This is a genomic window from Paenibacillus sp. 7516, from assembly GCF_002272715.1.
GTDB lineage: Bacteria > Bacillota > Bacilli > Paenibacillales > Paenibacillaceae > Paenibacillus > Paenibacillus illinoisensis_A.
Window position 1 is genome coordinate 1 of the sequence record NZ_NPBI01000024.1, and the last position, 17,821, is coordinate 17,821.

Consider the following 17,821-nt stretch of genomic DNA (forward strand, 5'->3'; position numbering starts at 1 on the left):
ATAGATTTCCCGATAATAGCTTAAATGATTACGGTAACTTTTTAGCTGCTATTTTGATTTTGGGAGAACTGTGTTTTTTAATATTTATATATCTCAAAGAGAAATTCAAGACAAAAAACAAAGAAATATACGAATCAAAGGTAGCTACTAGAAGAAAGTGATTAAAGAAATGGATAAGCTGAAAGTTATGATTTAATGAGTAACAAAAGAGAAATTCGAATACTTTTTTGGTGGTTTGGTTACTCTTGAAGATTAGCCAATAGTTAATCTAAAATATATTAAATTAATGTGGATTCTTTCCTGATTTATTTGAGCAAAGTTAGAATGATTGGTTTAATCCGTAAAGGAGTAACTAGAATCGAAATATTTAAGAAATAGTACGATAAAAAGTGTCAATAAAAACATGGATTCTATCACTCTGGCATGGGGTGAATAGAGTCCATGTTTTTTTGATGACAAAAAAATAAAAAAAATTTAACTTTTTGCAAAAAAGTGCAGACCAAATGCCTCTTTCATTCGTCTATATCTATAAGAGGTGATTCACGGATGAAAAGATGGTGGAAACGGGCAGGAATGCTGCTGGCTCTGCTGGTCATTATATATGTGGGAGTTAAACCGGACATACTGATAGGCAAACCGGGAATCAAGGCGGAATCTGCGGTACTGATGGATTTGAGTACAGGCAAGATCCTGATGGATTATAACGGTTCAATGGAAATGGCCCCTGCGGGTATCAGCAAATTGATGACAGAGCTGCTCGTCATGGAAGCTGTCATGAATGGCGAGGCACGCTGGGATGATGCGGTTAATGTTAGCCAGTACGCTAGTTCGGTGGGAGGCACTCAGCTTGCACTTAAGCAAGGTGAGAAATTTACGGTACAGGAGCTTTTCCAGACGATGGCGGTGTATTCCGCTAATGATGCAGCTGTCGCGCTTGCAGAGCATATTGGTGGCACAGAGCAGTCGTTTGTACAGATGATGAACGAGAAATCCTCGGAGATTGGCATGTCAACGGATACCGTCTTCAGGAACTCAACGGGACTAAGTGAGAAACAGCTGGGTCCTAACCGTCCTGATGTAATTCAGGGACAGACCGTCATGACAGCTACGGATGCATGCAGACTTGCACAATATCTGATTGAAAACTACCCCGAAGTGCTCCAGGTCTCCAGCCAAACTCAGGTATCCATGCATCAAAAAGGGATTTATATGAGTAACACGAACTGGATGCTATCCTCCATTGGAGGACCTTACGCTTACGATGGCAATGACGGATTGAAAACTGGCTATGATCCACTTACAGGCTACCACTTTGTAGGAACAGCAGAGCGCGATGGCAAGAGACTGATCTCGGTTGTATTCGGTACAGAAAGCCGCGAAAGCCGTTTTAATGAAACGCGCAAACTGCTCAATTATGGTTTCTCTGGCTCAAAGAATTAAATGTTGCCGTATTCCCCTAACTGTAAACTTATGGATTATCATGGTAAAATGATTTACGAGTAATTCCATATTATTCTGTAATCCACTTATAAGGGGGACTTAATATTGAACGCAATTAGCAAAAAGGTATATGCTGTAACGCTAACCATGGCCATGTCGATTGCTCTGATTCAGCCTGCAGTTCTGGCAGCTGAAGCAAGCAAGCCTACAGCAGCCGTTGCTGAAGCCATAACTTCGAAGGCAACGCAGACGCTCCAGCAACTGGGATACATAGATGGTACAACAGATGGAATGCAACAAACACAGACACCGATAACGCGTGCTCAGGCAGCAATTATCCTGCAACGTGTACTTAAGCTCGATACACCTGCTTCTCTTACAGGCTTCGCTGATGTTCTGGCTCAAGATGAAGCCGCACCAGCCATCTATGCATTGAAGCAGAGTGGTCTCATTCAGGGACAAGCCAAAGGCTATGCACCGGATGCACCACTCACGCGGGCACAGATGGCCTCATTATTTACCCGGGCATTTGAATTGAAGGATAATGGAATTCAGGTCGTATACAGTGATATGAAACAAATTCCCGCTGTACACGCCGAGGATGCGATCCGCCTCAAGCAGCATTTTATCATTGAAGGCAGTGCATTTAATGCCAAGGGTACAGTAACTCATGGTGAATTTGCCGAAGCACTGTATCTGGCACTAGGGCTTGATGTAGCAGCGGAGGGTCTTACACCATTAGAGGATTTTTTCAAGCAGCCTGCACAGGCTGGCTTCCAGATGTCGCCGGACGGCAAACATATAGCCTATCTGGAACCGTGGAATAATCGTATGAACGTTGTGGTTAAGGAAAATGGCGGTACAGGCAAGCCGATCCGGATCACGAGTGAAACCGATCGCAGTATTGCTGCCTTTGTATGGGCTACCGATGATAAATTGCTCTATGTGAAGGATGAAGCCGGGGACGAGAATTATCATATTTATGTTACGGATATTGATGGTAAGAACAGCAAGGATCTTACCCCATACCCCAATACAAGAGCCATGTTAGTGGATCCGCTGGAGAGCATTCCAGATGAAATTTTGGTGGGCATGAACAAACGCGATCCTCGGATCTTTGATGTATACCGCATCAATATTAAGACAGGCGAAGCTGTGCTTGCTGCCGAGAATCCAGGTAATATCTCGGGCTGGTTAACAGACCACGAAGGTAAGATTCGTGTAGCCGTATCCAGTGATGGCAACGTATCCTCGTTAATGTATCGCGATTCGGAGGATAAACCGTTTGAGCCATTGCTAACCACAGAGCTCGGAGAGACGTTTGTTCCTCTGATGTTCACCTATGACAACAAAAATATCTATGTTGCGTCCAACCTGGATCGGGATAAAACAGCTATTGTGGAATTTAGCCCGAGCACCAAGAAGGTAACTAGAACCATTTATGAAAACAAAGATGTGGATGTAACCAGCTTCGTACCTTCGAAAGAGAAGGGGACAATTCTTGCAGCAGTTTATGAGACAGACAAGGTAAACTATGAATTCTTCGATGACGAGTTCAAAAAATTAATGCAGGATCTTCAAGCCAAAGTGCCCGGCAAGGAAGTTAGCATTGCCAACTTGAGCGAAGAAGGTCAGGTCCTGTTCGCCGCTTATAGTGACAAGTCGATGGGCACCTATTATTTCTACGACTCGAAGACAGGCAAGCTGGATAAACTGGCTGATGCTGCACCATGGATTGATGAGAGCAAAATGTCGGACATGAAACCTGTGACTTATACGTCACGTGATGGTTTAACCCTTCATGGTTATCTGACACTACCTAATGGGGCGGAAGCTTCCGGGCTACCACTCGTTGTTGTCCCGCATGGCGGTCCATGGGCTCGTGACTCATGGGGCTTCAATCCGGAAATCCAGTTCCTTGCCAGCCGCGGGTATGCTGTACTGCAGGTGAATTTCCGTGGCTCCACAGGGTATGGCAAAGCGTTCCTGGATGCAGGAAACAAAGAGTGGGGCAAAGCGATGCAGAACGATCTTACCGATGGCGTGAACTGGCTGGTGAAAGAAGGAACAGTTGATCCAGAACGTGTAGCCATCTATGGTGGATCTTATGGAGGTTACGCAGCGCTAGCTGGACTGGCATTCACACCGGACGTGTATGCTGCCGGAATCAGCTATGTGGGACCTTCCAATCTGTTCACCCTGCTGGATTCCCTTCCACCTTATTGGGAATCTGAGCGGAACATGTTCTATGAGCGCATGGGTGATCCGGTGAAAGACAAGGAGCTGCTGACTGCAGCCTCACCATTGTTCCATATCGATCAGATGAAGGCGCCGCTATTTGTCGTACAAGGTGCGAATGATCCGCGGGTTAAACAGGCAGAGTCTGATCAGATCGTGGAAGCACTGCGCGAACGTGGTGTGGATGTCCCTTACATGTTAAAGGCGAATGAAGGTCATGGCTTCGCTAATGTCGAGAATCAGCTTGATCTGTATCGGGCCATTGAGAAATTCCTCAATCGTCACTTGATGCAGTAATGGTTACATCCAAGTTATCTGTTTCGCTAAATTAAGCAGCCATAGGTAATTTTCACAAGGCAGCGAGCTGTCCCTCAGGTTAGATTTAAACACAATCTGAGGGCAGCTTTTTTCATTAAAATCATACTAATAACCAGTGTAAATCCATATTAATGAATTGACATATGAAATCTATTTGTTTTAAAATGACCAGTGAGTCATTAATGTTCTAATTTGTTTAATATATGTGTAGCATCCCGGCATAGGCTGGGTCATTGTGATCTGATCGGGGAGGTAAGTAGAGATGCAAAAACAAATGAAATGGCCGCTCATTTTATTTGCGATAGGGGTATTCATGGCTGCACTCGATAATGGTATTATCACGTCATCGCTGACGACGCTAAATGCTTCGTTTGGAGTATCTCCAACGTGGGGAGCCTGGACAATTACCCTCTATACGCTTGGTCTTGCGGTGAGTGTACCGATTGCAGGGAAGCTGTCGGACCGTTATGGCCGCAAAAAGCTGTTTTTGATTGAAGTCGCGTTGTTTGGAATAGGTTCATTGCTTGTCGCAATGAGTCCATCATTTACCTTCTTCCTGGTTGCGCGTGTCATCCAGGCGCTGGGCGGTGGCGGGATCTTTATCATTGCCAGTTCGTATGTGCTGAGCAAATTTCCTGCTGAACGTCAGGGCACAGCCTTGGGCTTACTTGGAGGTATGAATGGTGTTGCTGCGATTCTGGGGCCGAACATTGGTGCTTTTATTTTGGATATTACGGGAAACTGGCACTGGTTATTCCTCATCAATGTACCGATCGCCATTCTCTTATTTATCGCGGGCATTCGATTCATCCATGAAGAACAGGAGTTAAACCGTGCTGCTGTGGACTGGAGTGGTATTGCTGTTCTCACAATCGGGGTACTGAGTTTGATGTACAGCTTCAGTAATCTGGACGGTGTCGATATGCTGCAGAGCCTCGGTTCGCCGATGTTCTATGGTTTCTTCCTGGCAGGTGTGGTTATTCTGGTGCTCTTTTACTTTTTGGAAAAAAGGCTGGAAGGCTCGCAACGTGAACCTGTCGTATCGACTCAACTTCTTGGCATTGCGTCCTTTCGGTGGACGCTGTTGATTGCCTTTTTCTCGGGAGCCATTCTGGCATCCGTGATCTTCATTCCAGGCTTCGTGGAGCAATATCTGGGTGTATCCAGTACAGCTTCAGGCTATTGGTTTACCCCGCTTGCCTTGGCATCAGGAATTGGCGCAGGTGGTGGTGGTTACCTGGTTGACCGCAAAGGACCGATCTGGACCTTATCAGTCGCCGGTGTGCTGTCTGCGATTGGATTCTTGCTATTCCCGCTATGGGTAGAGCATATCTGGCAGTTTGTCATTGCGAGTGTACTTGTGGGTATCGGTTTCGGCATGATGCTGGGGGCGCCGGTAAACGTGCTCGTCACGGAACAGGCTGGTGAGAACAACAAGGGCATTGCCGTAGCAACCAGTTCCTTGTTCCGCCAGATGGCGATGGCCATTGCGCCTACCATCTTTGCAGGATTTCTCGCCCGTTCGTTCTCCAACTTGGGCTCCAATATTCAGACAGGTCTCGCTGATCAGGGGATCCAGGTTCCGCCAGAAGTGCTTCAACAGTATGCATCAGGAGCAGGCGGAGCATCGGGAAGTGATGTGGCGAGTCTGACGGAAGGATTGTCCCAAATCCCCGACCCGGGTATTCGGGATGTGCTGCTCCAAGCCGTTCATCAAACGACCGGTCAAGGTTACAACGGGCTGTTCTGGTCTGCTGTTATCTTCAGTGTGCTGACCCTGGCCGCTGCCCTGATCACGGGACGTTTGCGTACACGAGAGAAAAACAAACGTGTGGATACAGTATCCACCAATTGACCTTATAGAATAGATATACGTATAATTTGAAGAGAACAGTCTTACCTTTGAACAAGTCAAAAAGGAAGTCTGTTCTTTTCAATTTAACCGTATTGTAACTTTTCGTCCTGTAGCAATGTTTAAAATAGAACGAGCGTGAGCGTTGTTCCTGTCCGAGATAGAGAAAAGTTCAGTGAGCACCGTGTCATAAGCAGTTTCAGACGTTTAATGATATGTAGTATCGAATTTCATTTTGACAGTGAAGAAGGAATCGATGAATGAAAAGCAGAACTAAAGAAAAGAAGAAGAAAAGAAGAAAAGGCATATATATTACTCTCGTGTCGCTCGTTGTTTTGTTAATTGGCGGGTATTTGTTTCGCCAGCAGCTCGCTGTAGCTGCATTTGACCTGTTCCTGGCGGGCTCTGTAGAGGGCCAGTTGTCCAAATCGTATGTTCCGCAGGAGGGCAATAAAACGCCTGACCCGACAGTCTATCGCAAAGAGCCGTTTTCTGTGCTGCTGCTTGGTTCTGACAAACGTGCTTACGAGAAAACGCGTGGCCGCTCGGATACGGTCATTTATGCCGTGGTCAGACCAAAAGAATCACGTGTATTGCTCGTATCCATCCCCCGTGATACTTATGTACAGATTGTTGGACGTGATGCCGACAAGGATGGCGTAGATGATTACGACAAGCTTGCGCATGCCTACGCTTTCGGAGGGGAGAATATGTCCATCAATACGGTGGAGAAGTTTCTGGATGCGGATGTAGGCTACTATGCGACGATTAATTTTGACGGAATCAAAAAGGTCGTGGATGCGCTTGGTGGGGTGAAGCTGCCGATTGAAGAGGATATCGTGAACAAGGATCCGAATCACGTACAATTCACGATTGAAGGGGGCAAACCGATCTATGATGGTCAGGAAGCCCTTTATTATGTAAGGTACCGCGAGGATAGTGATTTTAATCGTACCAAGCGGCAGCAGATCTTTCTGAACGCCATGGCGAACGAAATGCTGAGTTTGAATCAGATCACGAAAATTCCGGAATTGATTCAGATTATGGGAGAGAACTTCCAGACAGACATGCAGCCATCATTTATTACGGATCTGGCCAAACAGGTCATGACCCAGGATAAACCGCAAATCTCGAGCTTCACCATTCTTGGTGAAGGGATGCGAAAAGACGGTATCTATTATGGTCAAGCGGATGAGAAGGATGTCCAATATGCCAAAGAGCTGATTAACAACTGGATGGATGAATCGACCCCAGCCGGTGAAGTCATGGTTCCAGACCGGCAAGCGATCGACTAATGAATTCCATACAGACCATGTGTATGACAACAATCAGCAGTACGTTAATGAGCGGGCTGCTGATTTTTTTCATTGGAGGGCATTTCAACCTTTTGGAACATCTTGCGTTGTGATCCGTATAATATAAGTTGAGGCGTAACTTGAAGTAGAATTACAAGGAGGATACGTAAGGGTATGAACATCGCATTTTTTTTGCTGCCTAAGCAAGAGGTTACCTGTGTAACGTCGGATTCTACTCTGCGGCAAACGTTGGAACGGATGGAATTTCACCGGTTTACGGCGGTACCCATTTTGAATAAGGAAGGCAAATATATAGGCACGGTCACCGAAGGTGATCTATTGTGGTATATGAAAAACGCTGAGGGAAAGATTACATTTGAAAACGCTTCAAAATTTCTGCTCAAAGATGTACCTCTTCGCCTCGATATTAAGCCGGTATCCATTGATGCCAATATGGAAGACCTGATCAATCTCGCCAAAGTACAGAACTTTGTGCCTGTAGTTGATGATATGGAACGTTTTATCGGTATTGTACGGCGCAGTCAGATCATTGAGTACTGTGAAGGCATTGTCTCCAAAGAGTCCATGAAAGCCAAGTAAGAAATCATTAAATGTAATTAAGCTTCAGTCAACGCGGATAATCAGAGCCTCTCAGTATCATGTTAAGCATTAGGAAGCATAAGAAGAGCGGGCATTTTCCTGCCATGGGGGATGATTTTGTGGACCCCCTTTTTATGCTATAATGGAGAATAAAGCTTTTTCGGGGAGAGTGACTTTCGCCAATATGCCTAAAGAACTGGATGTAGCCAAACGCGCTAAAGTGATTGAATGGCTGAAAACCGAAGTACTTGACCAGGTATCCCGATTGTTTAAAGCGTTATGGGAAGGCAGTACATCCCGCATCGGGGACAGTCTCGCCAGTCTGATGATGAGTAGTTACATATTGGGCCGTAGGCTCGGTATTCCTTTCAAGGATCTGGATGCATTGTTAATTGAGAAGTTGAGAAAGCACAAATCGGAAGGTCACCAGCTTGAAGACTGGTACCAGGATATATCCGCGCTAGAAGATCATATGCGTAAGAGGTGAATTTGTTGAAATTTAGCTTGAAGTCAGCCGTCTGGAGCGCAGTATACCTGCTCTTGCTGCTTTCGCTGTTAACTCCTTTATCGGTTCTCGCCATATTTTTCATGATGGTACCCGGAGTTATTTTGTATGCTTCCTTATCTGTAAAATCATTTATATGGCACCTTGTTCCGGTAGCGGTCATATTAGTCTTGTTTCATCCGATCTATCTATTACTGCTGCTGCTGTTCACCCTGCCTGCGATCATTATTGGTAATGCCTATAAGAAAAGGAAATCGGCCTTGTTCGCATTATTGGCGGGAGCCGGAGCCATGCTGGCAGAATACCTGCTGCTCTTGCTGATTGGAAGTGTCATCTTCCAATTCGATCTGTCGAGTTATATTGATGATGTGGTGAGACTTACGGTTGAACCACTAACGAATACGTCTAATCAAATGGTAAATGGCTTTGCGTGGACACCGGAAATGACTCAGGATGTCGCAAGGCAGACACAACTCATGATTCCGTTCGCTTTGGTTGTGACATCCATGGTGATGTCGCTTATCACACACCTGATTGCTCGTCCCATTTTGAATGTGATGGGTGTATCCGTATCGAAGCTGCCACCAGCGCGCGAATGGCGTATGCCTCGTGCCCTGATCTGGTATTACTTCCTGGCACTGCTCTTCGAGGTCATTTCCAGACAGAGCGATGGGACATACTGGACCATGATTGCGATGAACTTGTCGCCTTTGATTAATCTGGGCTTCATGATTCAAGCCATCGGTTTCTTCTTCTTCTTGGCACATGCGAAGAAGTGGAATCCTGTTATACCGTATTTGCTGGCGGTTGCGGTCTTCTTCATTGGGCCGCTTCGGATTATCGGGATTATCGATCTGGCGTTCCCGCTTCGCGAGGCAATATCGAGACCAAAACGTTAGGGTGATGAGTCATGCCTAAATTTCTGAAGAAACGCTGGCACGGCTACTATACCGTATGGGCGTTCATACTGCTGCTTCTGCTTGTTATGTTCGTGACCATCTATAACTGGGCGCTTGGTTTGATTAGTCTGATACTGGCTTCAGCGCTGGGAATCGTCATGATTAAGGCGGAGATGGCGTTCCGCCGCGAGCTTAACGACTACATTAATGGCCTGTCCATTCGCATCAAACGAATGGAGGGCGAAGCAATCAGCATGCTCCCATTCGGGATCGTGCTGTACAGCGAGGATCGTACGGTAGAGTGGCACAACCGCTTCGTCGGGGAGATGTTTCAGGAAAAGACGATGGTGGGCAATCCACTGCTTAATCTTTTCCCGAAGCTGCCTCAGCCGAAAGAAAAAAAGGATGGAACCAAAGAACCGGCCAAGGAACTTCATGATGAGTTCCAGTTGGATGACCGGTTCTATGGCGTTATTCATAACCCGCAGGAGCGGTATGTATATGTTTACGAGATCACGGAGCTTGCCATACTGCGTGATAAATATGAGAATGAACGCATTGCACTGGGTATTCTGGTATTGGATAATCTGGATGAGGCTTCACAAGGGATGGACGATCAGCAGCGAACTGCGCTTATCGCCCGGGTAACAAGCGAGATTACATCCTGGGCGAAGAGATATGAAGTTTACTTACGCCGTCTCTCTTCTGACCGCTATCTGATGATGCTGAACCATAAGTCGCTGCAGGAGCTCGAACAGAGCCGTTTCGTCATTCTGGATGAAGTGCGAGAGATGACGGCAGATCTTAAAGTTCCGATGACACTCAGTATTGGACTCGCATTTGGTTCGGATACGATCAGTGAGATGGGTGAACTGGCACAGTCCAGTTTGGATATGGCACTTGGACGCGGCGGGGATCAGGCTGCTGTGAAGTCCGGACAGCGCCTGTCCTTCTACGGCGGAAAATCCAATGCTGTGGAGAAACGTACACGGGTCAGAGCCCGGGTAATTGCCCATGCCTTGCGTGATTTGATGCAGGAGAGCGATCGAGTGCTGATCATGGGTCACAAGATGCCCGACATGGATGCAATCGGAGCTTCAATTGGCGTGTGGAAGGCAGCAAGCTTATACAATGTAGAAGCAAGAATCGTCCTGGATGGAATCAACCCATCCATTGAACGATTAATGGAGCAGGTGAACAAGGATGAGAAATTGTCCAAAGCCTTCGTCTCACCTGAACAAGCGACACAAATGATGACGGAGCATACGTTACTCGTGGTGGTGGATACCCATAAGGCATCAATGACGATGGAACCGAAGCTTGTGCAATCGGCCAATCGTGTCGTGGTGGTGGATCACCACCGCCGCGGAGAGGAATTTATTAACGATGCGGTATTGATTTATCTGGAGCCATATGCTTCTTCGGCTGCGGAGCTTGTGACTGAGCTCCTGCAATATATTCATGACAAGGTACAATTCACTCCGCTTGAAGCAACGGCCCTGCTGGCCGGGATTACGCTGGATACGAAGCATTTTGCACTGCATACAGGTTCGAGGACATTCGAAGCTGCAGGTTTCCTGCGCCGCAGTGGTGCAGACACCATTATGATCCAGCGTCTCATGAAAGAGGATTTGTCAGAATATATTGCTAAGGCAGAAATCATAAAGCATGCTAAAATGGTATACGGGAATATTGCGCTGGCGGTCACGGATCCCGGCAGCAAGATTTCACAGATGATGATTGCCCAGGTGGCAGACACATTGCTGAATATGACGGATGTGGTCGCTTCATTTGTTATTAGTGAGCGTCCGGATGGACTGATTGGCATCAGTGCAAGGTCACTGGGCCGCATGAATGTTCAGGTCGTCATGGAAAGACTTGGCGGTGGCGGACATTTGACGAATGCTGCCGTGCAATTGGAAGGAACGCTTGGAGAGGCAGAAAAACGGCTGATGAACGTACTGGCTGAAATCGAAAAGGAAGAGGGGCTGTTCGAATGAAAGTCATTTTTATAAAAGATGTTAAAGGTCAGGGGAAAAAAGGACAAGTGAAGGAAGTATCCGAGGGATACGCACAGAATTTCCTTCTGCCACGGGGAATGGCACGCTTGGCAACAGACGGTAACATGAAGACGCTGGATAACCAAAATGCAGCTGAGGAAAGACGCAAGCAGGAAGAGAAAGCTGAAGCGGAAGTACTCGGCAAAAAGCTGGAAGCAGAAGTAACTGAATTGAAAGCAAAATCCGGCGAAGGCGGCCGATTGTTCGGTGCAATTACAAGCAAACAAATCGCTGAAGCTCTGGCTGCAAAAGGTCTGAAAGTCGACAAACGCAAAATTGAGCTGGACGAGCCTATTCGCACACTCGGCGTAACGCAAGTAACCGTCAAGGTTCACCCTGAAGTGAAAGCTACCTTGAAGGTACAGGTAACGGAGGAGTAAGATGGGCGGCGAAATGTTATTCGACCGGATTCCCCCACAGAACCTGGAAGCCGAACAGGCTGTGCTGGGTGCAATCCTGTTGCAGGGCGAAGCCCTGATTACAGCGATGGAACGGGTGCAAACCGAGGATTTCTATGATAAGCCCCATCAATTGATATTTGAAGCGATGATTCAGCTTGGAGAGGAAAATCAACCGATTGACCTTGTCACGCTGACTTCGCGTCTGAAGGATAAAGGCGAGCTGGAGGACATTGGCGGCGTTAGCTATCTAGCGAAGCTGGCTCATGGTGTGCCTACGGCTGCCAACGTGGATTACTACGCACAGATTATCGAAGAGAAATCGATGCTGCGGCGCTTGATCCGTACCGCTACGCAGATTGTTAGCGAAGGCTATACGGGCGGGGAAGATGTTGCTGCGATGCTCGGTGAAGCAGAGCGGCGTATTTTGGAGATTTCCAACCGACGCTCCAGTAGTGGCTTTATCGCCATTCAGGATGTATTGATGGAAGTGTTCGACAAAGTCGAGACATTGCATCAGAACCGGGGAACCACAACGGGCATTCCGTCCGGATTTATCGATCTCGACAAGATGACTGCCGGATTCCAGCGTAGTGACTTGATTATTGTAGCTGCGCGTCCTTCGGTAGGTAAGACAGCCTTTGCCTTGAATATCGCACAGAATGTTGGCATTCGGGCACAAGAGACGGTAGCCATCTTCAGTCTGGAGATGTCAGCCGCACAGCTGGTACAGCGTATGATCTGTGCGGAAGCCAATCTAGATGCAGGGGTTCTTCGTACGGGTGAGTTCAAAGGGGACGAGGACTGGCAAAAGCTGACGATGGGCATCGCTGCATTAAACGAAGCAGAGATCTATATCGATGATACGCCAGGGATTACCGTAGCCGATATTCGTGCCAAATGTCGTCGACTCAAAAAAGAAAAAGGTCTTGGCATGATTCTGATCGACTACCTCCAGCTGATCAGCGGCCGCGGTAAAGCGGGCGAGAACCGTCAGCAGGAAGTATCAGAGATTTCGCGTACATTGAAACAGATTGGCCGGGAACTTGAAGTTCCGGTTATTGCCTTGTCCCAGCTGAGCCGGGGTGTAGAGCAGCGTCAGGATAAACGTCCGATGATGAGTGACTTGCGGGAATCGGGTTCGATCGAGCAAGATGCCGATATCGTAGCGTTCCTGTACCGGGATGACTACTATAACCAGGAGACCGAGAAGAAAAATATTATCGAGATTATTATTGCCAAGCAGCGTAATGGTCCAGTAGGTACGGTTGAGCTGGTGTTCCTCAAAAACTTCAATAAGTTCGTTAACTATGAGCGGGCACATAATGATGCCTTTGCCATGTAGACGATAGTTACGTTATATTTTGCTAGTTAATAGAGAAGATTCGGTACTCATCAACTACTAGTTAATATGAACTTATTAATCGATTCCAAATACGATATGTAGAGCCGTAATTCTATCGTGCAATTAAACCGGGGTTAGCCGTCAAGCTAGTTTTGACAGCCTGCCCCGGTTTTTCGCGTCGAAATATGGGGTTAATTCCGAACATTAGAGTAATGTGATTACCAATTGTTCGCCATTTCATTTGACTTTGAAAAAGGGGACTGGTACACTAGAATTGCTGCGTTAAAGCAGCGAAAACCTTCCTTGATATGTAACACGAGGGAGATTTTCACTGTCCGTTAGCACGCTTCTCCGCCGGTATTTTCACTTCGAATTCCTGCCGAGATAGAGGACGGACAGACCAATACAAAGGTGCGCAAGGCACCCACGGAGGTATGTACGATGTCAACGGTAGTTGTAGTGGGAACGCAATGGGGAGACGAAGGTAAAGGTAAGATTACGGATTATTTGGCTGAAAGCGCAGACGTGGTCGCTCGTTACCAAGGTGGTAACAACGCAGGACATACGATTCTGATCGACAACAAAAAATATAAACTAACGATGATTCCATCGGGCATTTTCTACACGGATAAAGCTTGTGTCATTGGTAACGGTATGGTTATCAACCCGAAGGCACTTATTGAAGAAATTAACTATATTCATGATAATGATTTTACGACCAAAAACCTGTTCATCAGTGAACGCGCACATATCATCCTGCCATACCACATGGTTCTGGATGCACTGGAAGAAGAGAGCAAAGGTCCAAACAAAATTGGTACAACCGGTAAAGGGATTGGTCCAGCTTACATGGATAAATCAGCTCGGATCGGTATTCGGATGGTTGACCTGCTTGATCCGGAAGAGTTCGAACTGAAGCTGCGTCATCTGGTAAAAGAGAAGAACCGTGTGATCGAGCAAGTCTATGGCGGTGAGCCAGTAGATGTAGAAGAAATTCTGAAAGATTATCTGGGATATGCAGAAATCCTGCGTCCATACGTGCGTGATACATCTGTTGTACTCAACGATTCCATTGATGAGAACAAAAAAGTATTGTTCGAAGGTGCACAAGGTGTAATGTTGGACCTTGACCAAGGAACGTATCCTTATGTAACTTCATCCAACCCTTCTGCAGGCGGTGTATGTATCGGTTCCGGCGTTGGTCCTGCTCGCATTCAACAGGTCATCGGAGTAGCTAAAGCGTACACCACACGTGTGGGAGATGGTCCATTCCCTACGGAGCTGCACGATGCAGTTGGTGATCAGATCCGTGAGACTGGACATGAGTACGGTACCGTAACCGGACGTCCGCGTCGTGTGGGCTGGTTTGACAGTGTTGTCGTGCGTCACGCTCGTCGTGTCAGCGGCATTACAGGACTGTCCCTGAATTCTCTGGATGTGATGACAGGTCTTGAAACGGTGAAAATCTGCACAGGATACAAATACCGTGGAGAGATCATCACACACTACCCAGCTAGTTTGAAAATGCTGGCTGAATGTGAAGCGGTATACGAAGAGATGCCAGGCTGGAGCGAGGATATCACGGGAGCGAAGAAACTTGAAGATCTGCCTGTGAACACACAGAACTATGTGAGACGTGTTTCCGAGCTGACAGGGATTCCAATCGCAATCTTCTCCGTAGGTCGTAACCGTGAGCAAACGAATCAAGTTCTTCCAATCTACGTATAATTTAATTGAATCATAGACCCCCAGTTATCGCCTCATAGGCGATGACTGGGGTTTTTCGCATATCTCCTGATATAATCCCGAGATTTCCGTCAATACTGAATAACAGTAGAATCACAGACCTGATGTGCTGACTGGCACAGACAGGTTGGATAATCGGAGGAGGAGAACAGGGATGAAGTTGCTTCAATGGTTTGCCAAAATCGTGCTTACCGTCATGCTGGTTAGTTCATTGACCCTACTGACAACCGGATTAATTGTACAGTCGTATGTGAAATCGCTGCTGGCGAGTTTTAATATTGAGTGGGAAGGTCAACCGCTGGGGTTAACATCCATGTTCCAGGGTGCACTCGGTGGTAAGGCGAGCGAGGAGAACAAACCGGGGGCAGGAACAACAGATCAGCCGACTGGTGCTGAAGAGGAACAAGTTCCAGAGGACGCCATATCGGTCATGGGCAATGGAACAGACCAAACTGAGACAAGCTCTGACAATGGTTTAGGCAATACAGAGAAGGGGTCAGATAAAACCGACCAGACAGCTTCTACCGGTGGAGGCGAGAGCAGCAACGGTGACACAGGCAGCATAGAAACAGATCCCAATAAGTCTACAGAAGGTGCTGCGGGAAGCGGAAACGGGACAGCAGCTGGCAATGGTACGGCTGGAACCTCTGGTCATTCTGCTGGTTCAGGTAATGATGCTATTGTGGTATCACCAGATGATATTACCGGAACAAAGGACAAGCTGCCTCTGGAGGAAAAAGAAAAGATCTTTAGCCTGCTGATGGCAAAGCTTCCTCAAAATGAAATGCAGCAAATCTCGGGTGCGATGGAAGATGGCCTGACCGAACAGGAATTACGTGACATTGAACAGGTGATATCGAAATATCTGACGAGTGAGGAATACGATAATCTTATGGAAGTGCTTCAGGCCGAATAAGTAACCGTGTAGAAATGCGCATGAAGTGTGTAGAGTTTGAGCTATCTATGGATTAAGAATTCACTCTTCAAAGCCTGAGAGCAACCGAGAAATATAGTAGGATAGCATGTTATATTCATACAACCATCCCTTGTCTGAGATCATCTGGCGAGGGATTTTTTTGATTGTGTTTTTATGAAAATAATGTCGCATTATTGCGGGTCTTAGAACCTAGTCTTAAAACTAGACCGAAACTACATAGTATACCTGAACCTGAGGCATAATGGTTAAGAATATTCGTCTGCCATGTTATGGATAATACAGGAAAACCAAGCGGGGCGCGACTTTGAGCTGTGACGCATAGAGTTGAAATGAGTGTAAAACCTGTGTTAAAGTATACGGGTGTGATTAAAGGTTAAATTTTTGACACTTTTATGAGCGCAGCTAAAGTCCTGATTTGCGGACACCCAGAACCAAATATCGACAAACTTGAGACAGACACGATGGGTGTGTCTTGACAGAAATGCGAACTGAGAAGTGCTGAAAAGGAGAGAATCATGAAAGGTTTCAGAGGCATACGCCAACCGGGCAAAAACCGGGTACACGAACAATCCGGAGAACACCGGACGGCCGAAGACAAAAACAACATGAGCATGTCCAACTTCAGTGTAAATAAAAAGCGCGTCCTGGCCTCGCGTAAATGGATCATTACAGCAGCATGCGGTGTGTTCATCGCTGCATCGGTTGGATTCGCAGGCAAGCAATACGTTGCTGCAAATACCGTTCCATACTACAAGGTCATGGTAAAAGGGAATGAGATCGGCAGCATCAAGGATGAAGCGCAATTACAGAAACTATTTGCAGACAAAACCGAGGAATACCAAAATAAATATCCTGACGCGGAAATGGTGCTGAACACAGATGGCATCACGACCGAAACGGTGAAAGCGTACAAACCTGAAGTGAACAGCGAAGAAACGCTGGACAAGCTGGATGATATGCTGACAGCATATGCCAAAGGCGTGGAACTCAAAGTGGATGGGGAAGTAATCGGCATTGTGAAGGATCAGGCAACAGCAGATGCCATTCTGGAACAAGTGCAGAGCAAATACATATCGGCATCGGCTGTGCGTAGTTCGCTCAAGACGAAGTCGGTATCGGCTAACTCGTCAAGCAAAGCGGAGGGGCCAAGTACAACGCTGAAGTCCGTGGACATCAAGGAAGATGTGGCGACAGAGTCAGTGAAGGCAGATCCGAACAAAATATGGGATGTGTCCGAGGCGGTTAAAGCATTAACCGTTGGTAAAGATGCGCCTGTAACCTACGTGGTGCGTGAAGGAGATACGATCTCTTCGATCGCAGCCAAATATGAGATTACACAAAGCGAGATTCGCAAAAACAATCCAGGCATCAAGGAAACGTCACTGCAGATCGGGGATGAGCTTACGCTGACGGTGCCTAAACCGGCAGTTACGGTGAAGTCGGTTGAGCAGGTCGTGGAGCAAATTGAAATCAAACCGCAGGTTGAAGTACGCAAAAGTGCTGAGCTAAAAGCCGGCATAACCAAAGTGGTACGCCCTGGACAAAGCGGATTAAAAAGCATGCAGTACCGTGTAACCAAGGAAAATGGTGAGGTCATCAAGGAAGAATGGCTGGGCCAGGAAGTCATCAAGGCAGCGGTTACTGAAGTGGTGCTGAGCGGAACCAAAGTGGTTGGTGAGGGTACAGGTGAATTTGCTTGGCCTGTATCAAACGCAACGATGAGCAGCAGCTTCGGACAACGCTGGGGTCGTCAGCATAAAGGTGTCGATCTGGTAGGTAACCGGGATGTGAAATCGGCCGATGAAGGCGTGGTTACTTTTGCAGGACAGAAGAGCGGGTATGGCAATGTCATTATCATTAACCATCGTAACGGATATGAAACACTGTATGGCCACCTGGACAGCATTGGCGTAAAGGTTGGACAAGTGATTGAAAAAGGGGAGAGCATCGGCGTTATGGGCAACACGGGTCGTTCGACCGGAACGCATTTGCATTTCGAGATTATCAAGAACGGAACGCCAGAAAATCCGATGACGTATCTTAACTAAGGGAAAGAAATCAGAAGCAAGGTTGGCTTAAATGCCGGCCTTGTTTTTTCATGCTGTAAAATATTTTCAATTTGTAGCATTTGGATCGTTGGATCAGGATGTGACTGTCCTTCAGGTATGTTAAACTATACAGTAAAGAT

13 protein-coding genes are annotated in these 17,821 nt (G+C 46.9%); all 13 read left to right on the forward strand.

Annotated elements, in window-relative coordinates; all coding sequences use genetic code 11:
* The first annotated feature begins 546 nt into the window (after positions 1 to 546).
* The 13 genes from CHI14_RS19650 (at position 547) to CHI14_RS19710 (ending at position 17,681) form a co-directional block, all read left to right on the forward strand.
* On the forward strand, positions 547 to 1,440 hold the full coding sequence (locus tag CHI14_RS19650; RefSeq protein WP_095290567.1) for a D-alanyl-D-alanine carboxypeptidase family protein: 894 nt from the start codon (positions 547 to 549) through the stop codon (positions 1,438 to 1,440).
* A 105-nt stretch (positions 1,441 to 1,545) separates the two neighbouring features.
* On the forward strand, positions 1,546 to 3,975 hold the full coding sequence (locus tag CHI14_RS19655; protein WP_095290568.1) for a S9 family peptidase: 2,430 nt from the start codon (positions 1,546 to 1,548) through the stop codon (positions 3,973 to 3,975).
* Between the two features lie 283 nt (positions 3,976 to 4,258).
* The gene (locus tag CHI14_RS19660; protein ID WP_095290570.1) at positions 4,259 to 5,851 is read left to right on the forward strand and encodes an MFS transporter; all 1,593 of its coding nucleotides are present in this window, start codon (positions 4,259 to 4,261) and stop codon (positions 5,849 to 5,851) included.
* 257 nt (positions 5,852 to 6,108) lie between these two features.
* Positions 6,109 to 7,143: an LCP family protein gene (locus CHI14_RS19665; protein WP_095290572.1), complete on the forward strand. Its 1,035-nt coding sequence runs from the start codon at positions 6,109 to 6,111 to the stop codon at positions 7,141 to 7,143.
* A 174-nt stretch (positions 7,144 to 7,317) separates the two neighbouring features.
* Positions 7,318 to 7,743 carry a CBS domain-containing protein gene (locus tag CHI14_RS19670; protein WP_095290574.1) on the forward strand — a complete coding sequence of 142 codons (426 nt, stop codon included), beginning with the start codon at positions 7,318 to 7,320 and terminating at the stop codon, positions 7,741 to 7,743.
* 184 nt (positions 7,744 to 7,927) lie between these two features.
* A complete protein-coding gene (locus CHI14_RS19675) occupies positions 7,928 to 8,230 on the forward strand; it encodes a MazG-like family protein (protein WP_095290575.1) in 303 nt (100 codons plus the stop codon).
* A complete protein-coding gene (locus CHI14_RS19680; RefSeq protein ID WP_249281174.1) occupies positions 8,227 to 9,147 on the forward strand; it encodes a DUF2232 domain-containing protein in 921 nt (306 codons plus the stop codon). The genes CHI14_RS19675 and CHI14_RS19680 overlap by 4 nt, the downstream gene beginning before the upstream one ends.
* A gap of 11 nt (positions 9,148 to 9,158) precedes the next feature.
* Positions 9,159 to 11,147 (forward strand): DHH family phosphoesterase, encoded by a 1,989-nt coding sequence (locus CHI14_RS19685; protein ID WP_095290577.1) that lies wholly within the window; start codon positions 9,159 to 9,161, stop codon positions 11,145 to 11,147.
* Complete coding sequence (gene rplI / locus CHI14_RS19690; protein WP_095290578.1) at positions 11,144 to 11,587, forward strand: 50S ribosomal protein L9; 444 nt, start codon at positions 11,144 to 11,146, stop codon at positions 11,585 to 11,587. The genes CHI14_RS19685 and rplI overlap by 4 nt, the downstream gene beginning before the upstream one ends.
* Before the next feature lies 1 nt (position 11,588).
* Positions 11,589 to 12,950, forward strand: a complete 1,362-nt coding sequence (gene dnaB, locus CHI14_RS19695; protein WP_095290580.1) for a replicative DNA helicase — start codon at positions 11,589 to 11,591, stop codon at positions 12,948 to 12,950.
* A 441-nt stretch (positions 12,951 to 13,391) separates the two neighbouring features.
* Positions 13,392 to 14,678: an adenylosuccinate synthase gene (locus CHI14_RS19700; protein ID WP_095290582.1), complete on the forward strand. Its 1,287-nt coding sequence runs from the start codon at positions 13,392 to 13,394 to the stop codon at positions 14,676 to 14,678.
* Positions 14,679 to 14,850: 172 nt separating this feature from the next.
* On the forward strand, positions 14,851 to 15,612 hold the full coding sequence (locus CHI14_RS19705; RefSeq protein WP_095290583.1) for a hypothetical protein: 762 nt from the start codon (positions 14,851 to 14,853) through the stop codon (positions 15,610 to 15,612).
* A 536-nt stretch (positions 15,613 to 16,148) separates the two neighbouring features.
* Positions 16,149 to 17,681 carry a peptidoglycan DD-metalloendopeptidase family protein gene (locus CHI14_RS19710; RefSeq protein WP_095290585.1) on the forward strand — a complete coding sequence of 511 codons (1,533 nt, stop codon included), beginning with the start codon at positions 16,149 to 16,151 and terminating at the stop codon, positions 17,679 to 17,681.
* The last annotated feature ends 140 nt before the right edge of the window (positions 17,682 to 17,821 follow it).

Bases quoted from the DNA above. Each gene is read 5' to 3' on its own strand.
- CHI14_RS19705 (WP_095290583.1), top strand. From the start codon at position 14,851: ATGAAGTTGCTTCAATGGTTTGCCAAAATCGTGCTTACCGTCATGCTG.
- CHI14_RS19710 (WP_095290585.1), top strand. From the start codon at position 16,149: ATGAAAGGTTTCAGAGGCATACGCCAACCGGGCAAAAACCGGGTACAC.
- CHI14_RS19670 (WP_095290574.1), top strand. From the start codon at position 7,318: ATGAACATCGCATTTTTTTTGCTGCCTAAGCAAGAGGTTACCTGTGTA.
- dnaB (WP_095290580.1), top strand. From the start codon at position 11,589: ATGGGCGGCGAAATGTTATTCGACCGGATTCCCCCACAGAACCTGGAA.
- CHI14_RS19665 (WP_095290572.1), top strand. From the start codon at position 6,109: ATGAAAAGCAGAACTAAAGAAAAGAAGAAGAAAAGAAGAAAAGGCATA.
- rplI (WP_095290578.1), top strand. From the start codon at position 11,144: ATGAAAGTCATTTTTATAAAAGATGTTAAAGGTCAGGGGAAAAAAGGA.
- CHI14_RS19660 (WP_095290570.1), top strand. From the start codon at position 4,259: ATGCAAAAACAAATGAAATGGCCGCTCATTTTATTTGCGATAGGGGTA.
- CHI14_RS19650 (WP_095290567.1), top strand. From the start codon at position 547: ATGAAAAGATGGTGGAAACGGGCAGGAATGCTGCTGGCTCTGCTGGTC.
- CHI14_RS19685 (WP_095290577.1), top strand. From the start codon at position 9,159: ATGCCTAAATTTCTGAAGAAACGCTGGCACGGCTACTATACCGTATGG.
- CHI14_RS19675 (WP_095290575.1), top strand. From the start codon at position 7,928: ATGCCTAAAGAACTGGATGTAGCCAAACGCGCTAAAGTGATTGAATGG.
- CHI14_RS19700 (WP_095290582.1), top strand. From the start codon at position 13,392: ATGTCAACGGTAGTTGTAGTGGGAACGCAATGGGGAGACGAAGGTAAA.